This window comes from Prevotella sp. AM42-24 (assembly GCF_003461825.1).
Lineage (GTDB): Bacteria > Bacteroidota > Bacteroidia > Bacteroidales > Bacteroidaceae > Prevotella > Prevotella hominis.
The window spans coordinates 1-16,273 of sequence record NZ_QTXV01000065.1; the positions used below are offsets into that span (position 1 = coordinate 1).

Annotated in this window: 15 protein-coding genes, 10 tRNA genes and 1 pseudogene; 8 read left to right on the forward strand and 18 right to left on the reverse strand. The window is 41.7% G+C overall.

Annotation, left to right across the window (positions count from 1 at the left end; genetic code table 11):
• Positions 1-591: 591 nt before the first annotated feature.
• Positions 592-871 (forward strand): annotated as a pseudogene (locus DW917_RS13955) (hypothetical protein); the annotation flags it as partial.
• Positions 872-1,112: 241 nt separating this feature from the next.
• On the opposite strand, the gene DW917_RS13960 reads toward DW917_RS13955, so the two are convergent.
• The 10 genes from DW917_RS13960 to DW917_RS14005 form a co-directional block, all read right to left on the reverse strand.
• A tRNA-Thr gene (locus DW917_RS13960) sits at positions 1,113-1,187 on the reverse strand.
• Positions 1,188-1,192: 5 nt separating this feature from the next.
• Positions 1,193-1,265, reverse strand: a tRNA-His gene (locus DW917_RS13965).
• A 5-nt stretch (positions 1,266-1,270) separates the two neighbouring features.
• Positions 1,271-1,342: transfer RNA gene (locus tag DW917_RS13970), tRNA-Arg, on the reverse strand.
• Between the two features lie 13 nt (positions 1,343-1,355).
• Positions 1,356-1,426, reverse strand: a tRNA-Gln gene (locus DW917_RS13975).
• 7 nt (positions 1,427-1,433) lie between these two features.
• A tRNA-Tyr gene (locus DW917_RS13980) sits at positions 1,434-1,515 on the reverse strand.
• Positions 1,516-1,524: 9 nt separating this feature from the next.
• Positions 1,525-1,597: transfer RNA gene (locus DW917_RS13985), tRNA-Phe, on the reverse strand.
• A 9-nt stretch (positions 1,598-1,606) separates the two neighbouring features.
• A tRNA-Gln gene (locus DW917_RS13990) sits at positions 1,607-1,677 on the reverse strand.
• A 6-nt stretch (positions 1,678-1,683) separates the two neighbouring features.
• A tRNA-Ser gene (locus DW917_RS13995) sits at positions 1,684-1,769 on the reverse strand.
• Positions 1,770-1,776: 7 nt separating this feature from the next.
• Positions 1,777-1,851, reverse strand: a tRNA-Arg gene (locus DW917_RS14000).
• A 6-nt stretch (positions 1,852-1,857) separates the two neighbouring features.
• Positions 1,858-1,942 (reverse strand) — tRNA-Ser (locus tag DW917_RS14005).
• 229 nt (positions 1,943-2,171) lie between these two features.
• Here DW917_RS14005 and DW917_RS14010 point away from each other — a divergent pair.
• The 4 genes from DW917_RS14010 to DW917_RS14025 all read left to right on the forward strand — a co-directional run bounded on the left by DW917_RS14010 (position 2,172) and on the right by DW917_RS14025 (position 6,618).
• Entirely contained in the window at positions 2,172-3,902 is a 1,731-nt protein-coding gene (locus DW917_RS14010; RefSeq protein ID WP_118119680.1) for a sigma-70 family RNA polymerase sigma factor, read from the forward strand.
• Positions 3,903-3,977: 75 nt separating this feature from the next.
• The gene (locus DW917_RS14015; RefSeq protein ID WP_118119682.1) at positions 3,978-5,045 is read left to right on the forward strand and encodes a radical SAM protein; all 1,068 of its coding nucleotides are present in this window, start codon (positions 3,978-3,980) and stop codon (positions 5,043-5,045) included.
• Positions 5,045-6,091 (forward strand): Gfo/Idh/MocA family oxidoreductase, encoded by a 1,047-nt coding sequence (locus DW917_RS14020; protein ID WP_118119684.1) that lies wholly within the window; start codon positions 5,045-5,047, stop codon positions 6,089-6,091. Before DW917_RS14015 ends, DW917_RS14020 begins: the two co-directional genes overlap by 1 nt.
• Positions 6,092-6,105: 14 nt before the next feature.
• Positions 6,106-6,618, forward strand: a complete 513-nt coding sequence (locus tag DW917_RS14025) for a hypothetical protein (RefSeq protein ID WP_147344200.1) — start codon at positions 6,106-6,108, stop codon at positions 6,616-6,618.
• Positions 6,619-6,743: 125 nt separating this feature from the next.
• Here the strand turns inward: DW917_RS14025 and DW917_RS14030 are convergent, their stop codons facing one another.
• The 7 genes from DW917_RS14030 to DW917_RS14060 all read right to left on the reverse strand — a co-directional run bounded on the left by DW917_RS14030 (position 6,744) and on the right by DW917_RS14060 (position 12,012).
• Complete coding sequence (locus tag DW917_RS14030; RefSeq protein ID WP_199545568.1) at positions 6,744-6,896, reverse strand: XRE family transcriptional regulator; 153 nt, start codon at positions 6,894-6,896, stop codon at positions 6,744-6,746.
• A 47-nt stretch (positions 6,897-6,943) separates the two neighbouring features.
• Positions 6,944-8,071 carry an ATP/GTP-binding protein gene (locus tag DW917_RS14035; RefSeq protein WP_233524752.1) on the reverse strand — a complete coding sequence of 376 codons (1,128 nt, stop codon included), beginning with the start codon at positions 8,069-8,071 and terminating at the stop codon, positions 6,944-6,946.
• Between the two features lie 216 nt (positions 8,072-8,287).
• Positions 8,288-8,794, reverse strand: a complete 507-nt coding sequence (locus DW917_RS14040) for a hypothetical protein (RefSeq protein WP_118119689.1) — start codon at positions 8,792-8,794, stop codon at positions 8,288-8,290.
• Positions 8,795-8,926: 132 nt separating this feature from the next.
• Positions 8,927-9,271, reverse strand: a complete 345-nt coding sequence (locus tag DW917_RS14045) for a hypothetical protein (RefSeq protein ID WP_118119691.1) — start codon at positions 9,269-9,271, stop codon at positions 8,927-8,929.
• Positions 9,272-9,276: 5 nt separating this feature from the next.
• A complete protein-coding gene (locus DW917_RS14050) occupies positions 9,277-10,029 on the reverse strand; it encodes a ParA family protein (RefSeq protein WP_181976530.1) in 753 nt (250 codons plus the stop codon).
• Positions 10,030-10,188: 159 nt separating this feature from the next.
• Positions 10,189-10,539: a hypothetical protein gene (locus DW917_RS14055; RefSeq protein WP_199545570.1), complete on the reverse strand. Its 351-nt coding sequence runs from the start codon at positions 10,537-10,539 to the stop codon at positions 10,189-10,191.
• Between the two features lie 330 nt (positions 10,540-10,869).
• Positions 10,870-12,012, reverse strand: coding sequence for a metallophosphoesterase (locus DW917_RS14060; protein ID WP_118119695.1), 1,143 nt, complete (start codon positions 12,010-12,012; stop codon positions 10,870-10,872).
• 230 nt (positions 12,013-12,242) lie between these two features.
• Here DW917_RS14060 and DW917_RS14065 point away from each other — a divergent pair, with 230 nt between their 5' ends.
• The 3 genes from DW917_RS14065 to DW917_RS14075 all read left to right on the forward strand — a co-directional run bounded on the left by DW917_RS14065 (position 12,243) and on the right by DW917_RS14075 (position 14,796).
• Complete coding sequence (locus tag DW917_RS14065) at positions 12,243-13,217, forward strand: hypothetical protein (RefSeq protein ID WP_233524753.1); 975 nt, start codon at positions 12,243-12,245, stop codon at positions 13,215-13,217.
• A 104-nt stretch (positions 13,218-13,321) separates the two neighbouring features.
• Positions 13,322-14,083, forward strand: coding sequence for a metallophosphoesterase (locus tag DW917_RS14070; protein ID WP_118119697.1), 762 nt, complete (start codon positions 13,322-13,324; stop codon positions 14,081-14,083).
• Positions 14,080-14,796: an AAA family ATPase gene (locus tag DW917_RS14075; protein WP_118119699.1), complete on the forward strand. Its 717-nt coding sequence runs from the start codon at positions 14,080-14,082 to the stop codon at positions 14,794-14,796. The genes DW917_RS14070 and DW917_RS14075 overlap by 4 nt, the downstream gene beginning before the upstream one ends.
• A 135-nt stretch (positions 14,797-14,931) precedes the next feature.
• Here the strand turns inward: DW917_RS14075 and DW917_RS14080 are convergent, their stop codons facing one another.
• The gene (locus DW917_RS14080) at positions 14,932-15,309 is read right to left on the reverse strand and encodes a single-stranded DNA-binding protein (RefSeq protein ID WP_118081661.1); all 378 of its coding nucleotides are present in this window, start codon (positions 15,307-15,309) and stop codon (positions 14,932-14,934) included.
• Positions 15,310-16,273: the final 964 nt, after the last annotated feature.

Here is a 16,273-nt window from a genome sequence, read left to right on the forward strand (position 1 = left end):
TCCGACTGAGGGGCTTTGCACTTACGTCATGCTCTGCTGACCTAAATGCAAGGTCTATCAGGTGGAACTCCAGTAGCGTCCTTCATGGCGTGGGGCGAAGCATTATCAGGGAAAATCAGCCGATTATCACTATAAGAACTGCTCTTTTTACTTAAAATCCGCATGTTTATACCATTTTTTTGCTGCTACGCAAAAAGATTTCGCACTATTTTTGTATCTTTGCAGCCGAATTAGACAAATAAAAAAGTAAAAATATAAAAATCCTATACGGAAATGAATTTAAATATGCACATAACATCACAATCATTCGTTCAGAGCTATCGACGCTTTGAGCGGAATAGTTATGTACATACATCAAGTACATCAGATACAGCCGGTATAGGATTTCCACATCATTATTCGCATAGTTATTTCTATCGGGTATCGTAACAGCGTGCCCCACAGAGAACAAAGATAATATTGAAGAGTTGGAGTTTCCTTGCCGGGAGAATCCAACTTTTTCTTTTTAGTCAACTGCTTGCATCTGCTCTGACATGGCGAGAAAAAGCTGGATTAAATCCAACCATTTTTTACGTTTAAAATGAAAGAACTATGCCAGCAAATAAGAATGCCTTAATAAGGTACAAAACTATAGACAACTGTTTGAGAAACAGATACAGAAGATGGACTCTCGATGATCTCGTGGAGGCATGTAGCGATGCCCTCTACGACATGGAGGGAATCACCAAAGGAGTATGCGCCAGAACTGTTCAGATGGACATACAGATTATGAGATCTGACAAACTGGGCTACAATGCTCCTATCGAAGTTTATGATAGAATATACTACAGATACGCTGATCCAGACTACTCTATCACTGAAATGCCTTTATCCATAGAGGACTGCAAGCTGATAAAGAAGGCTATCATTCTTCTTGAAAACAAGAAGGATAAGAACAACGAAGACACCATCCAGGTGCTCAACAAGGTACAGGACAGACTCAAATCTATTCTGAACTTTGTGTAAGGAAAAAGGAGGAAAATTATGAACGAACATCAGCGAGACATCGTCTTACAAGAAAGCTAAAAGGCTTCTTTTCAAGCAAAACTGCCTGAAGAGAAGCCTTTCTTATGTGGAGCTTCAAGTAGGATTCGAACCTACGACCTGCTCATTACAAGTGAGCTGCACTACCACTGTGCTATTGAAGCATTTGGGAGTTTGATGGGGATCGAACCCACGACCACCAGAGCCACAACCTGGCACTCTACCAACTGAGCTACAAACTCCATATAAACTCCAGATGGATTCGAACCACCACCTCCAGAACCGAAATCTGGTATGCTACCAATTACACCATGAAGTTGTTTCTTAACTTGTCGCCCCAGAAGGAATCGAACCTTCGCTAACAGGACCAAAACCTGTTGTGCTACCATTATACCATAGGGCAAGTTGAGTTCGGGAGGTAGGACTCGAACCTACGAAGTCATCAGACAGCGGATTTACAGTCCGCCCTCGTTGCCACTGGAGCACTCCCGAATTTTAAAGTGGAGCCTCGTGGAGTCGAACCACGTTCTCGGGATTTTCAGTCCCGCGCATACACCAAGTCTGCCAAAGCTCCTTACTGATGTTGCCCCAGATGGAATCGAACCACCACTTGCAGATCCAGAATCTGCCGCACTACCGTTATGCGATAGGGCAAGTTTGCGGAGGCTAAAGGATTCGAATCTTTGAGACGTTGCCGCCTGCCGGTTTTCAAGACCGGTGCAATAGACCAACTCTGCCAAACCTCCAATATTGTGACTCGTGAGAGACTCGAACTCCCGACACCGACGTTCGTAGCGTCGTGCTCTGATCCAACTGAGCTAACGAGCCAAAGTGCGGAAGCAGAAGGATTCGAACCTTCGGAACCTTTCGGTCCGGCACGTTAGCAGTGTGCTGGTTTAAGCCGCTCACCCATACTTCCTTGTTTTGACGATGCAAAGGTAGAAAGAGAGAGTGAAGTCTTTTTTCGTAGCAAGAAAAAAGTTTCAAAAAAGTTGTTTTTAGGGCAATTTTTCCAGAAAAAATAAATCCAAGTTGATGTACAACATTGCATCACCTTGTAATATTAGCATTCTTTAACATCAACTCACGCAGTCTTTTCGCTTTTTCACGTATCTTATATATATTGTGCACAATATCGCACACCCAACATGAAGATAGAAAAGCTGATAGAAAGAGTAAAGGCAGGTGATACTGACGCTTTAAAAACTGTTTATCAGGCGTATTCTCAAAGGATGAGAAACGCTTGCATAAAAATTACCCAAGAGGACGAGGACACGGTGGATGACCTCGTCCAAGAATCGTTTATACGTGCTTATTATTCTTTGGAAAAGCTAAAGGATGCTTCAAAGTTTGGGGAATGGCTTGTTGCCATTACTAAAAATGTATCCTTGCGATATTTAGAGAGGAAGCGTAAGATACAAGTGCTATCTTTCTCGGAAATTGGGGATGGGTTTGATGTGGAAAGTTCTTATACTTCTGATTCCAAATTGGAAGAAAAAGAACTTTTTGAGCTTATCGACAAGTTGCCTTCCGGATACCGCAACGTGTTCAGAATGGCTGTCATTGACGGCTTTTCGCATAAAGAAATTGCAGAAAAGCTTGGTATTGAGCCACATAGTTCATCATCACAATTGACAAGAGCAAAGGGATTGTTGCGTAATATGATAAACAGGCGAATGCTGACTGTCATTTCCATATTGCTCGTCAGCATACCTATATATAAATATCTGTTTTGGAAGAGAGGTACGGAAAAGGAGCAACAACCTGTAGCCAATATAAATGATGCTGCCAAGGGAAAGCGTTCTGTTGATCGTGTAACTGTGCAGCCTACTACCCAATCTCCTGTGGTTGACAAGAATATAATAACAACGGCAAGTCAGGACAAAATGAATTTGCCGGATTACCTCGTTGTTGATTCTGTTGGCATTCAAACAGATTATAAAACTGATCATAAAACAGATTTCGAAACTGGTTATGAAAAGACTGATTCGGCAATCAATATTGTAGTAGCAATAGATAAAGATAGCGTTTCACTCGATACAATAAAACAGGTTGTTCCTGAGCTAGAAAAATTTATAGCAAAGGAAATTACTCCAAGTTACAAAAGCAAGTGGCAACTGCTTGCCATGGGTTCTGTGGGTTCTGCATTGGCTCAGAGTGCTTATAAGATGCTTGTGGGCAAGGGAGAAGATATAACCGATGGTCCTCAACCTTCAGGTCCACAAATGTTTTCAACTTGGGAGCAATATTCTCAGTATTTACAGCAGAATGCGCATGGCCATATGTCGGAGGCAGAAAAGGCTCTTATGGAAATCGCCATCAACAATACGAACAATATCAATAACATTAAAAACGGTGGAAAAATCGTAGAGCATGAGTATCATGACAAACCAATCACATTGGGATTGTCCATGACTAAGACTATCAATAGAAATTGGAACATGGAGACTGGTCTTCAATACTCCCAACTGAAGTCTGAATTCATTTTGGGTGAGGATGACTACTATGTACAAAAGCGACAGAAAATTCATTATTTGGGTATTCCTTTGCGTTTGTCATACAAGTGGTTTGGCGCAAACAGGTGGACAGCATACACATCCGCAGGTATCATCCTGAACATACCTTTATCTGGCAAGACAGATGAACAATATGTAACAGGAACAGTAATTCCATATTCAGATAGCTGGCATTTTACCCCACCATTCCAATGGACAGTTGGTACGGGTATCGGATTACAATATAATTTTGCGAAGAATTGGGGTGTTTATCTGGAACCGACATTCAGTTGGCACATACCTAATGGAAGTACTACTCGTACAATTTGGACAGAACATCCGTTTACCATTACCGTTCCATTCGGAATCAGGTTTACATGGTAAAAACAATGTCCCATGCAGTCTTTAGAACTTTTGGTGTATCTTTAATAGTAGAAACACAAAAGTTTCTTAAGACGCATGTACAAGACAAAAGACTATATACGAAATGGGGTTATGTACCTCAACAATATGTTACGTCCTCGGCACAAGATGCTGAGTACGCTAATGTTGTATTCCACAACAAAATGCCAATCCCGTTGCAAGCATTGCTCAATTTGGCAAAAACCAGTAGAGCATCTTTCTTTTAAAGACATCAGGGAAATTATGCGCAGTAAATGCATCTCTCAGCATACGGTTGTTGGATTGGAAGGTGGGGAGTTCCTGCTTCATCCTGAGGCAGATGTAATAATGGAGTGGTTCAAGGAGAATCATCCCAATTATACATTACTATCCAACTGCTTAAATCCCCAAAAAGTGATAGATGCCGTGAGAAAGTTTCATCCTGCTCATTTGTATGTATCTCTTGATGGTGATAAGGAAACATACAAGAGCATGAGAGGATGCAATGGGCATGATAAGGTAATAGAGGTTGTGAAAGCGGTGAGAGATGAGGTTCCTATCTCCCTCATGTTCTGCCTGTCACCCTGGAATTCCTTTTCTGATATGAGATATGTCATAGAGGTGGCAAAGGAATATGACATTGACGTGAGAATCGGAATTTATGGAACGATGGATTTCTTTGATACTACAGCAGATCTTCTTTCCGTAGATTTTGAAAATTACATTCAAAACATACCTCAAAACATACATGATACAGAAGAAAATTTTGATTTTGTAGCCTTGTATGAAGAATGGCGAAACGGTAATCTCAGGTTGCGTTGTCAAAGTATCTTTAGCGAATTGGTGATTCACTCGAATGGCGATGTTCCACTATGCCAGAATCTCGATGTGAAGCTTGGCAACATCCATACACATTCGCTGGATGATATATTCAATTCGAGATTCGCACATAAGGAGCAATGCAGATACTCGAAGGAATGCAATGCCTGTTGGATCAACTTCCATCGAAAATATGATTTGATATTGCTGCGAAACCTTGAAAGATTTCTGCCAAAAAAGCTTATTCAAGTCGTTTATGGAAAATATCAATGGACAAACAACGTTAATGAAACATATAGGCAATACATTAATAGAATTTATAGCTAATGGAATATATAAAGAACATCATCGACCGTTATAAGCGGGTAAGGAGCATGAGGCAGTTGAAGCAGATATATGGTGGCAATTATGCTTTTGTGGGCATTGGTAACCATAGTACAAATAATCTGTACCCTGTTCTGAACTATCTTCATGTTCCATTGAAATATATTTGCTGTAAGTCAGAAGACAAGTTACCGCTCATAGAAGCGGCTTATCCCAATGTCTGTGCGACAACATCTTTGGATGATATTTTGCATGATGATGACATTAAGGGCGTGTTTGTGTCGGTTTCTCCACAATCTCATTTCACGATAGCTTCGGAGGTTATCAAGAGTGGCAAGGATCTATTTATAGAAAAGCCTCCATGCCAGAGTGAAGACGAACTGTTGCAACTAATCGGAATGAGAAAAGCGGCCGGCTTTCCGCAAGTAACTGTTGGATTGCAAAAGCGGAATGCCCCCGTCATCCGTATCCTAAAAAAGGAATTACAGAAGAGCAAGGGAAGAATGAGCTACAATCTCAAATATCTCACAGGGTCATATCCTGAAGGTGATGCGATGTTGGAACTTTTCGTTCATCCATTGGATTACGTGACGTTTCTATTCGGAAAGGCAGAAGTTAAGTTTGCTGGCTGGATAGAGCATCATACACTTATGTTGGTACTCGAACACGAAAAAGCTACAGGTGTTTTAGAACTTTCAACTGGTTATTCCTGGAATGATGCAAAAGAGTGCATGACGGTAAACACTTCATCTGGTATCTTTGAAATGGAGCAGATGGAGAGTTTGATATATAAAGGTAAGCAATCTACGTTGATGGGTGTACCTGTCGAGAAAGTTTTTCAACGGAAGAGGGTCGATGTTCATTTGTTCGACAGAAATAACTTCGTGCCAACTATCCATAACAATCAGATAGTTACGCAAGGCTACTTTGATACCATCAAAAGTTTTGTCGATGCAGTAGAGAAACAAAAGAGTTCCTCAGAACAATCGTTAGAAGCAATAATCGATACTTATAAGTTGATTGAGTCAATTCGTTCAATTCAAAATTAAAAATAGATATAGTTATGGTTAAACAAGTTGTATTTTTAGTTATGGCTGCTATGGCAATGGGAGCTTGTTCTACGGAACAGAATGTCATGGAGCAGGTAAGAATGAGTGATGTGGTAAACTCTGGCTGTACATCATCCTTCTCAGCAACAGAAAGTCGTCCTGAATATTATAAAGCAGAAAAAGAAAAGCCTACACAGATGTTGGTTTCTGTTGATGCAAAAGGTGTTGCTCATTTTCAAGTAACAGACCTTCAGGCAAATTGTGCAGTAAATGGATTTAGCCCTCAAGTATGTTCACAAGACGGAGAAATCCGTATTGTTTTAATTCCTTTGGGAGATTCCACGATTGAGGCAGACTGTATGTGCAACTATAATGTAAGTTTCAATCTGTCGAACTTAGTTTCCGGCACTTATCATGTGATGGTATATCGTTCTGATTTCATGGGCAAATATGATTCAGCCAAGCCATGTTATGAAGGAAACATGTCCTTCGTGCCAAATAAAAATGTGGAGGTTGAGTTAAAATAAATAACAAAGTCCTCTCTGTTTTTACTACCAGAGAGGACTTCACTATGTAGTTTTACCACAATGCCACTTTTGTGCTCTTTTCACACCTATACGCTCACCCAGTTATTCTTGGGGCAAGTTCTACTCTATACGAGTTTTTTTTTAACGGCTTCTTCCAAGCGGTAAGCGTGTAAAGCTTCATCCACGTCTCTTTCAAATGCGTCACGTTTCGGAGTACCAACTTTTCCAAAGTGCTTATCAAGCACATCATCCAATGGAGTAAGATTCATCTGTGCCATATATTTATAATTTATGTACGAAGATAAGTAAAATGTTTCATAATAAGCTAAATAGTGAGATTAGATATGGTAGGAATAGCATCAAAGCGTCCCTGCAGATAAGCCTTCTCCATATCCAGCGTGTCCCGGAAATCCTTGAAATCAAACAGAGAATATAGATCACTGCTTCCATCCTCTCGCTTGTTCACGAAATACACCTGATCCCTTCGCTGGAAATCGGTGTTCAGCAAATGGGTGTTATGAGTGGTGTAGATGAGCTGAGCATGGTCGCTATGATTGAACATACCTATCACAAATTCCACCAGCTGGGTATGGAGACTGTTATCTATCTCATCGACAAGGAGCATCTTTCCTTCATGGATAATACCTATCATCCTCACCATCATCCGGAACAAAGTCTTGGTTCCTTCCGACTCTTCCGTCTCGAAATCAAACGCAACGGAAGGGTTGGTACGATGAAACGTCGTGATGGCATTGTTCTGAATCTTGAAGTCAATGATGTCGCTATCTGCCGTTCTCAACACCTCCAGCATCTGCTCCTTTCGTTCCTTGAACAAATTATCCAAAGAATCAATGTTAGCCACCTGATAATCAAGCACGATGTCATTGCAGAAGAACAGGAAAATCTTTTGGGCTATTTTCCTGTCCATCTGACTGGCACGAGAAATATAGAGTGTCTTCTTCGATGTATTGTCAGCCACATCGAAAGGACGCTTGATGACAGTCTTAAACTCATAGATGTCTTTCTTCTCTGTTCCTCTACTTTCATCACGGCTGAATACCAGCGACTTGCGACCATTCGGATAATAGTACAATGTCTCGGTGATGATTTCATCATGCATAAAGGAGAAGGAATACTCATACTCTACTCCATTCAGCAGGAAACGGATGTAGAAGGAGCTTGGCTTGTTGGCATAATCCTCAAACTTGAAAGGTGAGATGGCAAACCTGGTGTCAACATTATAATTATGTGATGAACGAACCATGTTCACACAAGCTCTGATGGCTTTAATCACATTGCTTTTACCCGAAGCGTTGGCTCCAAATAAGGCAACGCTCTTCAACATCTGTTCTCCATCCACAGAAAACAGATTACCTTCAAGCTCCCTTGCCTTCTTTGTCTGAATCTTGGCAGCCTGCAAGTCCAAAGTCACCTCGTCTCGAAACGAGAACATATTGCTTAAACGTATCTCTAAAACCATTTTAGCCTCGATATTTGTAATTTGATTGCAAATATAAGAAATAAAACTTGTTTTTATATCCATCAGACGTTATTTTTATTATTATTTAGCACAACAAAGAGCAGGATGCACCTTCAAGCACGCACAGTCATCTAAAACTACCACCACCAGAGCACGAAGTTCTGATGGTGGTAATCTTATTTTTCTCTATCAATAAACCAATGAATAGTTTACATTGAAATAGGAGTCTGAAACCTTCATGGTTGTAATAACCATGGATTTGTCCTGGTTGGTGAAGCAGTACTGCAGGCTGGCTTCATCGGCAGAAACAAGCGTGTAGTACTTCTTCAGATAGTCAATGACAAGCCCACGGTTCACACTTCGCTCCGTATCTATGACAGAATAAAGAGAACCGTCAAGACGGGAGAAACTGTAAAGAATGCCTTCACTACCCTGCCCAGTCATAAAGGTCAACTGGATGTTGTCGCCGGAAGTCTCAGCTACCTGGCGGTAACGCTTCATGGATTGAGCCATATAGCTCTTGACCTCATCCACATTTGCACCCATGATATGGTAAGGCTCTGTCCAAACGTCCAGTTTTGTTCCCGGACTCTCGACCTCCTCCATCGGGTCATCATTGTCGCAAGAGGTGAATACTACTGGTGAAGCCATCATCATCAGAAGGATGGCGATTGAAAGATACTTTTTCATTTTCATGACTTTTCGTTTTTGATGTTATTTAATTTCATTGTATTCATATCCACATGTGGACATGTATTAACGTATATATGTATCAACGTACACGTGTATCAATGTATTCATGTGTACATGGCTACACATCCACATTTTCTACATGACTTCCCTAATGGTTTTAGTTCTGATTTTCTTGACCTTACCATATTTCGACTCATAAGCTTCAACGCCTTGTTTCATGACGTATTCCATGAAGGAGCGGATGGTGAAACCTTCCTTTCGGGCGATGCTCTGAACCTTGTCAACGAGTTCCTTTGAGCATATAAAGGAGAAATGTCGCCAGGGTTCATCATTGGGCGAATCGCTCTCTGTCTGAGGGCTTGTAACTTCATTTCTTTCTTCCTTTGAGCACCCAGGAGACTTGTCAAATCTGTCCTGCGGATGAATGGCAGCCTTTCCGAGAATGTTGCCAAGCAGAATGTCCATATTCTTCTTTGCCATAGTCTTTACTGATTACGTGAAATAATTTCTTCTGTCAATGCCTGATAATCCTTCGCTCCGTTCGACTGAGGGTCGTACTCGAAGATGCTCTGACCACTGCCTGCCGATTCTGCCAGGGCGATATTTTCACGGATGCGAGTCTGCATGGTGATAGTCTCATAACGAGACTTCACGGCTTGCTCAACCACCTTGTTCAACTTGCGATGGTTGAATCTGGCTATAAAAACGCCTCCCAGTCTGAGGTTCGGCTTCACTCGCTGCAAGGTCGAGACAAAGGAATCGAGCATTCTCATACCTTTCAGAGGAAGAAGTTCTGGAGTCATCGGAACGATGATTTCATCAGCTGCAAGGAAAGCGTTTGTGGTAACGATTCCCAAAGATGGAGGACAGTCTATGAGAATGTAGTCATAGTTCTGCTTCACGGGTTCGAGCAGTCGGCTCAGGAGCTGTTCTCTTGCCAGGAGATTGGTGAGAGCAATCTCAGCGCTTGCCATTTCGAGAGAGGAAGGAACGAGGTCGAGGTTCTCCCTGATGTGTTTCACTGGCAGGGGTGCACCATCAACCAGAGAGTCAAAGATGCTTGCCTGCACCTCATCTTCATTCGGGATGAAATACAGGGTAAGATTTGCCTGACCGTCAAGGTCTATGAGCAGGACTTTCTTGCCCATACGTGCCATACAAGCCCCGATGGAGGCTGTAGAGGTGGTCTTCGAAACGCCACCTTTATGATTGGCGAATGTAATGATTTTCAATGACATAATATAAAATCTTTTGTATATATGTATTAACGTATTCATGTGTACATGGCTCCACGTGTACGTGGCTACATGTATAAACGTGTACAAAGGTACGGGTATCTGGCGAGAGTTCCTTCTCGCTTCCCCTAACAACCCAAAGTGTCAGGGGAAACGTCAGGATTACCATTCTGTATAATAACTCTGGTCGTTGGATTCACATTCCTCAGCCCATTCCTCATCCGTGAAGTCGCTATGCAGACAGTCCTTGCTGCAATAGTAGGCTACTCCCATGTCAGCGCAATAACCCTCACGCATCAGCTTGCCACATTCCGAGCATCGTCTGCAAGCCCTGTCGGTGTTCCACCAATAGTCCACGAAAGACTCTGCCACCACGTCCTCGCTTGTGTTTTCATCCCACTTGTCAAGATAGAATGAAGCAAACTGGTTCAACTCCTGCTCATTGAAGAGTTCCTTGTCTGTGCCGTTCACTGCCTGAGTAAGTCGGCTGAGAATTGATTTCATTGTTGTCATAATGCCATCTGATTTTATCTCCCTTTCGTAGATCAACTACTTCGGGGATGGTTAAAAATTATGTTGCATTCAGAAGGTGTTATGCCTATCCATACAAGGTTTTGTCTGCAAAATACTACCCGAATGGTGTGGAGATTTTTCAGCAAAGCATCGCCCTGACCTTGTAAAGATAAGACAGAACCATTACCTTCGCAACAGAATTCTTACCGATTCCCAGAAGTCGATGAATGAAATCTTCCTATAACAGGACTATCCTTTCAGCAAGGAAAAGTATAGGCATAAAAAAAGCGACCCGAAGGCCGCTCTTAATAAATACACAAATCTTATATTCTACTTATGTTCAATCGTCAGCACTACATACTCCGACTGAGTGCCTATGCGGAATTTTCCACCCCAGATTCCCATGCCAGAACTGATGTAGTATCGGGTATTGCCCTTTTGAAGTGAGCCATAGGCTTTCTCGTATAATGCATCGGTAACCCAGGAGACAGGCCAAACCTGTCCGTGATGGGTGTGACCACTAAACTGGAAGTCAATGCCGTCATGTTCAGCTTCTTCCAAATGATAAGGCTGGTGGTCGAGAAGAACGAGAAACTCATTCGAATATTTTCCATGATGCAAGTCAGAAATGAAGCCCTTCTTTCTTGCCTCTTCCATAATCATCACTAGGGATTTGCGCTGCATATTCGTGCGGTCGTCCCTGCCGATGATGCACAGATTGCCTATCTTTGCCACGCTATCCTGCAGCAACGTAATGCCTGCTTCACGATAAAATCGCCTTGCCTTTGGTTGGTTGCTGTAATACTCATGGTTGCCAAGACAAGCATAGACAGGGGCTTTCAGTCGATGAAACTCTTCAGCTACGTTCTCTTCCATCAAAGGACGGACGCTGTTGTCTATGATGTCTCCAGCTATCAATATGAATTCGGGCTGCTCAGCATTGATCATGTCCACCCATTTCTTGAAGTCAGAACGGCGGTTGTGATAACCGAGATGAAGATCGCTAAGGAGTACTATCTTAGTACTCTTCTTATCTAAGCAGATAGCCTTATCAGTCTTGATATCGATCTGTTCTCTCACCTTATTATTATAGTGTATGTTGCCATAGCTAAAAAGCAGCAGCATAACAGCAAAAATGCCTATGGAAGTATAACCATTGTCGAAAAGCCATGCTTTTGGCACTATATGAACAAGGCGGCCAATATCGAGCACGAGGAACAGCATCACCAGATACAGCAGGATGAAGATAAAGGAAAAGCCCACTTCATAAACTGCAGTTGCCGCAAAAAGTGGCATTTTCTCTAACGCTCCCGAAAAGGCGATGAATATGGTACTGAACCATACAAATAAAACTCCCACTGCCACCCATTTCATGGCAATGGAAAAAGGCAGTAAATGCCACATTCGCCAAGCGGTATAAAGAACACCGACTATCGGCAATATCAGAAAGATAATCAACCAAATATATTTCATTATTACTATATTGCTAAGACCGTATCACGGCTCTATCCTTATATTTTACGTATATTTGTGTAAAGTGCAAAAATACTCTTTTATTTGGAAATAACCATATTTATCTTAAAGAAAATCTGGTTTTTGCATACATTTTAACCTTTCTGCATAAAAAATGCAAAAAACTTTGGTATTACCAGTTTATTTTAATATATTTGCATCGTTTTAATAGGGTATTAAAATGAAACAGAATGATTAAAATGAGAAATGATGTCATCATATTAGGAAGACCTATACAGCTGCAAGAACGGAAGAAGGCGCAGATGAAAGGTGTCACCATTGGAGATTCACTTGCATACAAGTTCTTCGATGGCGAATACCACGGTATGTCCTTACTTTTCGCCGAACCTAAAGGAAAGGTAGCTCCACCACGAAGTTTGGCCATTACAGCAAGCAATCTCGCTTCACTGTTCAAACTTCCTGTCGTATTCCTGCTGCCAAACTGTCCAGCTTATGAAAGACAGAGACTCATAGACAAAGATGTTTATTTCATAGTCTCGGACAAATACGTTCATTTACCTATGCTTCTGGCTAATGAGCGCATTCGCAAGACCAAGCAGGCTAAGGCTCTGTCACCAGTAGCCCAATACCTGCTACTCTATCATCTGCAGATAGAGAGTATTGAAGGATTGGCTGCACGTGACATAGAAGATAAAATACCTTATTCATACGCAAGCATTACGCTTGGAATAACTTGCCTTGAAGACTTGGGGCTTTGCCAGAAAGTATCTGATGGATCTAAGCGAAAGGTCGTCCACTTCGACAAGAATGGAAAGGAACTGTGGGAGCAGGCTCAACCGTTCCTCCTCAATCCTGTAGAAGAACGCATTTTCTGTGACGACCTGCTTTCTGACGCTCATTTCCCAGGATGCGGAATCAATGCACTTGCACATTATACATGGCTGAATCCCGGTTCTGAAAGAATGATCTTGATGCATGTTAAACAACTCCGGGAATTCAAATCATCAGGAGCTTTGGTGCGTCCTAACGAATTTGATGGCAACATTATCATCGAGGCATGGAAATACCCACCTGTCACCGCCATTGGTACCAAAGCCGAATGGGTGGACAGATTATCATTGGCCATTTCACTGAGTGAGGATGAAGACCCACGAGTGGAAGGCGAAGTTGAACGTTTAATAAATGAAATAGAATGGAAGGATTAGAGAAATTTCGTGAGGCTATTGAAGCCAACTTCTCTTGATCAGAATTCATCATTCATCGAGGCTTTATTGGAACAATTAGACGAATTATTTACAACTGAACAATTATGAAAATACAATATGCATCAGACCTCCACCTGGAGTTTGCCGACAACTGGAGATTCCTGAAGGAGAATCCCCTGCAAGTAACAGGAGATATTCTCGTTCTGGCTGGAGACATTGGCTACCTGGGAGACGAGAACTATTCCAAACATCCCTTCTGGGACTGGGCTTCTGAGAACTATCAGCAAGTCATAGCCTGCATGGGCAACCATGAGTTCTACAAATACTATGACATTGCCAAGCTTAACGATGGCTTTTGTCTTGAAATACGCCCCAATGTTCACAGCTATTATAATGCTGTTGTTCACATTGGAGACACCGACCTCTTCATTACAACATTGTGGTCTAAAATTCCACTGAAGGAGGCATACTATACAGAACAAGTCATAAGCGACTTCCGACGCATCATCTTCAATGGAGATCTTCTAACGTTTGCAGACTTCAACCGTGAACATGAAAGATGCCTGTCTTTCTTGAAAGATGCTGTTTCATGCAGCAAGGCCAGAAGAAAGATAGTTGTCACGCATCATGTTCCGTCTTTTCAGATGCAATGTCCCAAGTTCGCTGACAGTCAAGCCAATGGTGCCTTCACAGTGGAATTGGAAGAGTACATCAAGAATAGCGGCATAGATTACTGGATATTCGGTCACTCTCACTACAATGTGGATGTGAAGATTGGCAATACCAACTGTGTGTCAAATCAACTGGGATATGTATTTCATGGGGAACATGAATCATTCAATCCAGGAAAATATATTGAAGTATGAAACAGACAATATTGAATCATATAGATGTTGAAATCAGGAATAATCTACACGTTCAGTTTCAGCCACATTCTGATGTTAATATCATTATGGGCAGCAATGGAAGTGGCAAGACCACATTCCTGAGAAATCTATATCAATCTTTAGCAGAAGACAAAGAAAGCAAAGATCATATCATTTATCTTCCCTCCATTGACAACATTGCATTGAGAGACAAGCGTAAGACAAGCAATGTCCTATCGCAGGAATTGGATTACTATATATATGACATGAAGACCGGACCTTCACTCATGAGCCTCCGCATGTCTATGCTAGATAGTTCAGAGGAGAGAAGAATTGAAATGAAAGCCAAAATAGCTGATTTTCAGAAGGTAATAAACGATTTCTTTGTCATGACTGGCAAACGCATCGAAATAGAAGGCAGCAAGTTTACTGTTTTTACAGACAATGGAATATTACCTGTAGAAGCACTGTCTTCTGGCGAAAAGCAAATTCTATTGATTTTGCTGAGAGTGTTCCTGCTAAATGGAAACGAAGCCATCGTAATGATAGATGAGCCTACGTACTCACTTGATATTGAATGGCAATTCAAGCTGGTCACTATGCTCACTCATCTCAACAACAAGGCTCAGTATTTTATAGCATCCCTCTCTCCTGCTCTCTTTGGCGAAGGATGGGGAGATAAGGTTTGGTATATGGATCAAATAACAAAATAAAAGAGTGAATGACAAGATGCTAAGGGATTATCAATTCTGCAAGAATCTCCTTATAATATGTCTCCCCTTTCAGCAAGGAAAAGTATAAGCACAAAAAAGCGACCCGAAGGCCGCTCTTTTACGAGGGCGAAGGATTTACTTATCCTTCTGGGTCTTGCCCTGCTGAGAATCAGGAGTGTTCTCCTTCTCAACAGCTTCGTAGAACTTGGTGGCAACGAGAATCACTCGGTTGTGCTTGACTCCCTCGGCATCCTGCCATTCCTCTGGCTTGAAGTAGCCCTCTACTGTGAGGAGTGCTCCCTTGACCAGGCGGTCGAATGAAGAGGTGTTCTCGTTCTTGCGCCAAGCCTCTACATTCATGAAGGCAGAAGTGCGAGAGTTTTCATCGCCATTCTTCTCATTGCGGCTGATGGCCAGCGAGAAACGAGCTACGCTTGCGGTTGTAAACTGATGGATGCTTGCATCCTTACCTACGAAACCTGTTACTGCGAAAGAATTTTCCATCTTTTTCATAATTCAATATTTTTAGAAGTGAAACATTTATTTTTTACGGTGCTATCAGAGTTGGCAAGGAAAACATAGGAAGCAAGGAATTATCGAATTATTTCACCCTTGGGCAGGAAAAGTTTTTTGGATGAGCAGCAGACGGAAAAGTTTTTGAAAAAATTCAGAGAATAAGGCACCTGGTACTTGCAGAAATGTGGCTTGCACTAACTTTGCAGCGGAAAAAGTAAGTGTGGATGCTTCGTCCAAAAATATGAATGAAAAGGATGAGTAGAAAAGATCTGCAGTTGGTTGGGTAAAGGAAAGCTGCATCCTCCTCGATGTTGTTCAAGCAAACTGGTTGAGCAATACGGCTTATAAGTTCAAGAGATTGGCAGGAAAACTCAAACTTCATCATGAACATGAATAAGGTTAAGCCAAGGACAGAACAATCAAGCCTATGACTGCCAAGGGTAAGCATCGGCATGTAGAAGGAAGCTGAGCAGAGAAGCATGATGCCTGAGACAAGAGGCAAGTTCAACCAAATCTCCTGGCAACAAGCGAAGTTGAAGAGAAGAACGTCGAAATTTCAGCAAGGAGAAGAAGGTAAAGCCTTGAACCAGCTAAAGAGCAGCTGCCAAGGTAAAGCTTACGGCGCATACAGCATACAAGTTTAAGGTTTAAGTTTACCCATGTATATATACATGTTCTTTCAAACTCAAATAGTAAACCTCTACCGATTTTTAACCACTCAAACCTGGAAGTTTACAAGTTTAAGAAAACCATATATGTATATATGCCGAAATAAACTTGTTTATTAACATATAGTCAAGGATTTTGGGAGAATCTATTTTTCCTTGCTGAAATGCAAGAATAGTTATACCAAATGGAGCAAGGTTGACAACATTCGTTGGTCTATTCTAAAAACAGTATAATTATTTGTTTTTGATTCGTTAACATAAAGCTCTAAAGCAGCCAAAGGAGAATAAGAGAG

Coding starts and splice junctions, on each gene's coding strand:
- DW917_RS14075 (WP_118119699.1), top strand. CDS start 14,080: ATGAAACAGACAATATTGAATCATATAGATGTTGAAATCAGGAATAAT.
- DW917_RS14060 (WP_118119695.1), bottom strand. CDS start 12,012: ATGAAATATATTTGGTTGATTATCTTTCTGATATTGCCGATAGTCGGT.
- DW917_RS14030 (WP_199545568.1), bottom strand. CDS start 6,896: ATGGCACAGATGAATCTTACTCCATTGGATGATGTGCTTGATAAGCAC.
- DW917_RS14070 (WP_118119697.1), top strand. CDS start 13,322: ATGAAAATACAATATGCATCAGACCTCCACCTGGAGTTTGCCGACAAC.
- DW917_RS14025 (WP_147344200.1), top strand. CDS start 6,106: ATGGTTAAACAAGTTGTATTTTTAGTTATGGCTGCTATGGCAATGGGA.
- DW917_RS14040 (WP_118119689.1), bottom strand. CDS start 8,794: ATGAAAATGAAAAAGTATCTTTCAATCGCCATCCTTCTGATGATGATG.
- DW917_RS14080 (WP_118081661.1), bottom strand. CDS start 15,309: ATGAAAAAGATGGAAAATTCTTTCGCAGTAACAGGTTTCGTAGGTAAG.
- DW917_RS14050 (WP_181976530.1), bottom strand. CDS start 10,029: ATGTCATTGAAAATCATTACATTCGCCAATCATAAAGGTGGCGTTTCG.
- DW917_RS14065 (WP_233524753.1), top strand. CDS start 12,243: ATGATTAAAATGAGAAATGATGTCATCATATTAGGAAGACCTATACAG.
- DW917_RS14015 (WP_118119682.1), top strand. CDS start 3,978: ATGTACAAGACAAAAGACTATATACGAAATGGGGTTATGTACCTCAAC.
- DW917_RS14035 (WP_233524752.1), bottom strand. CDS start 8,071: ATGTTCTCGTTTCGAGACGAGGTGACTTTGGACTTGCAGGCTGCCAAG.
- DW917_RS14055 (WP_199545570.1), bottom strand. CDS start 10,539: ATGACAACAATGAAATCAATTCTCAGCCGACTTACTCAGGCAGTGAAC.
- DW917_RS14020 (WP_118119684.1), top strand. CDS start 5,045: ATGGAATATATAAAGAACATCATCGACCGTTATAAGCGGGTAAGGAGC.
- DW917_RS14010 (WP_118119680.1), top strand. CDS start 2,172: ATGAAGATAGAAAAGCTGATAGAAAGAGTAAAGGCAGGTGATACTGAC.
- DW917_RS14045 (WP_118119691.1), bottom strand. CDS start 9,271: ATGGCAAAGAAGAATATGGACATTCTGCTTGGCAACATTCTCGGAAAG.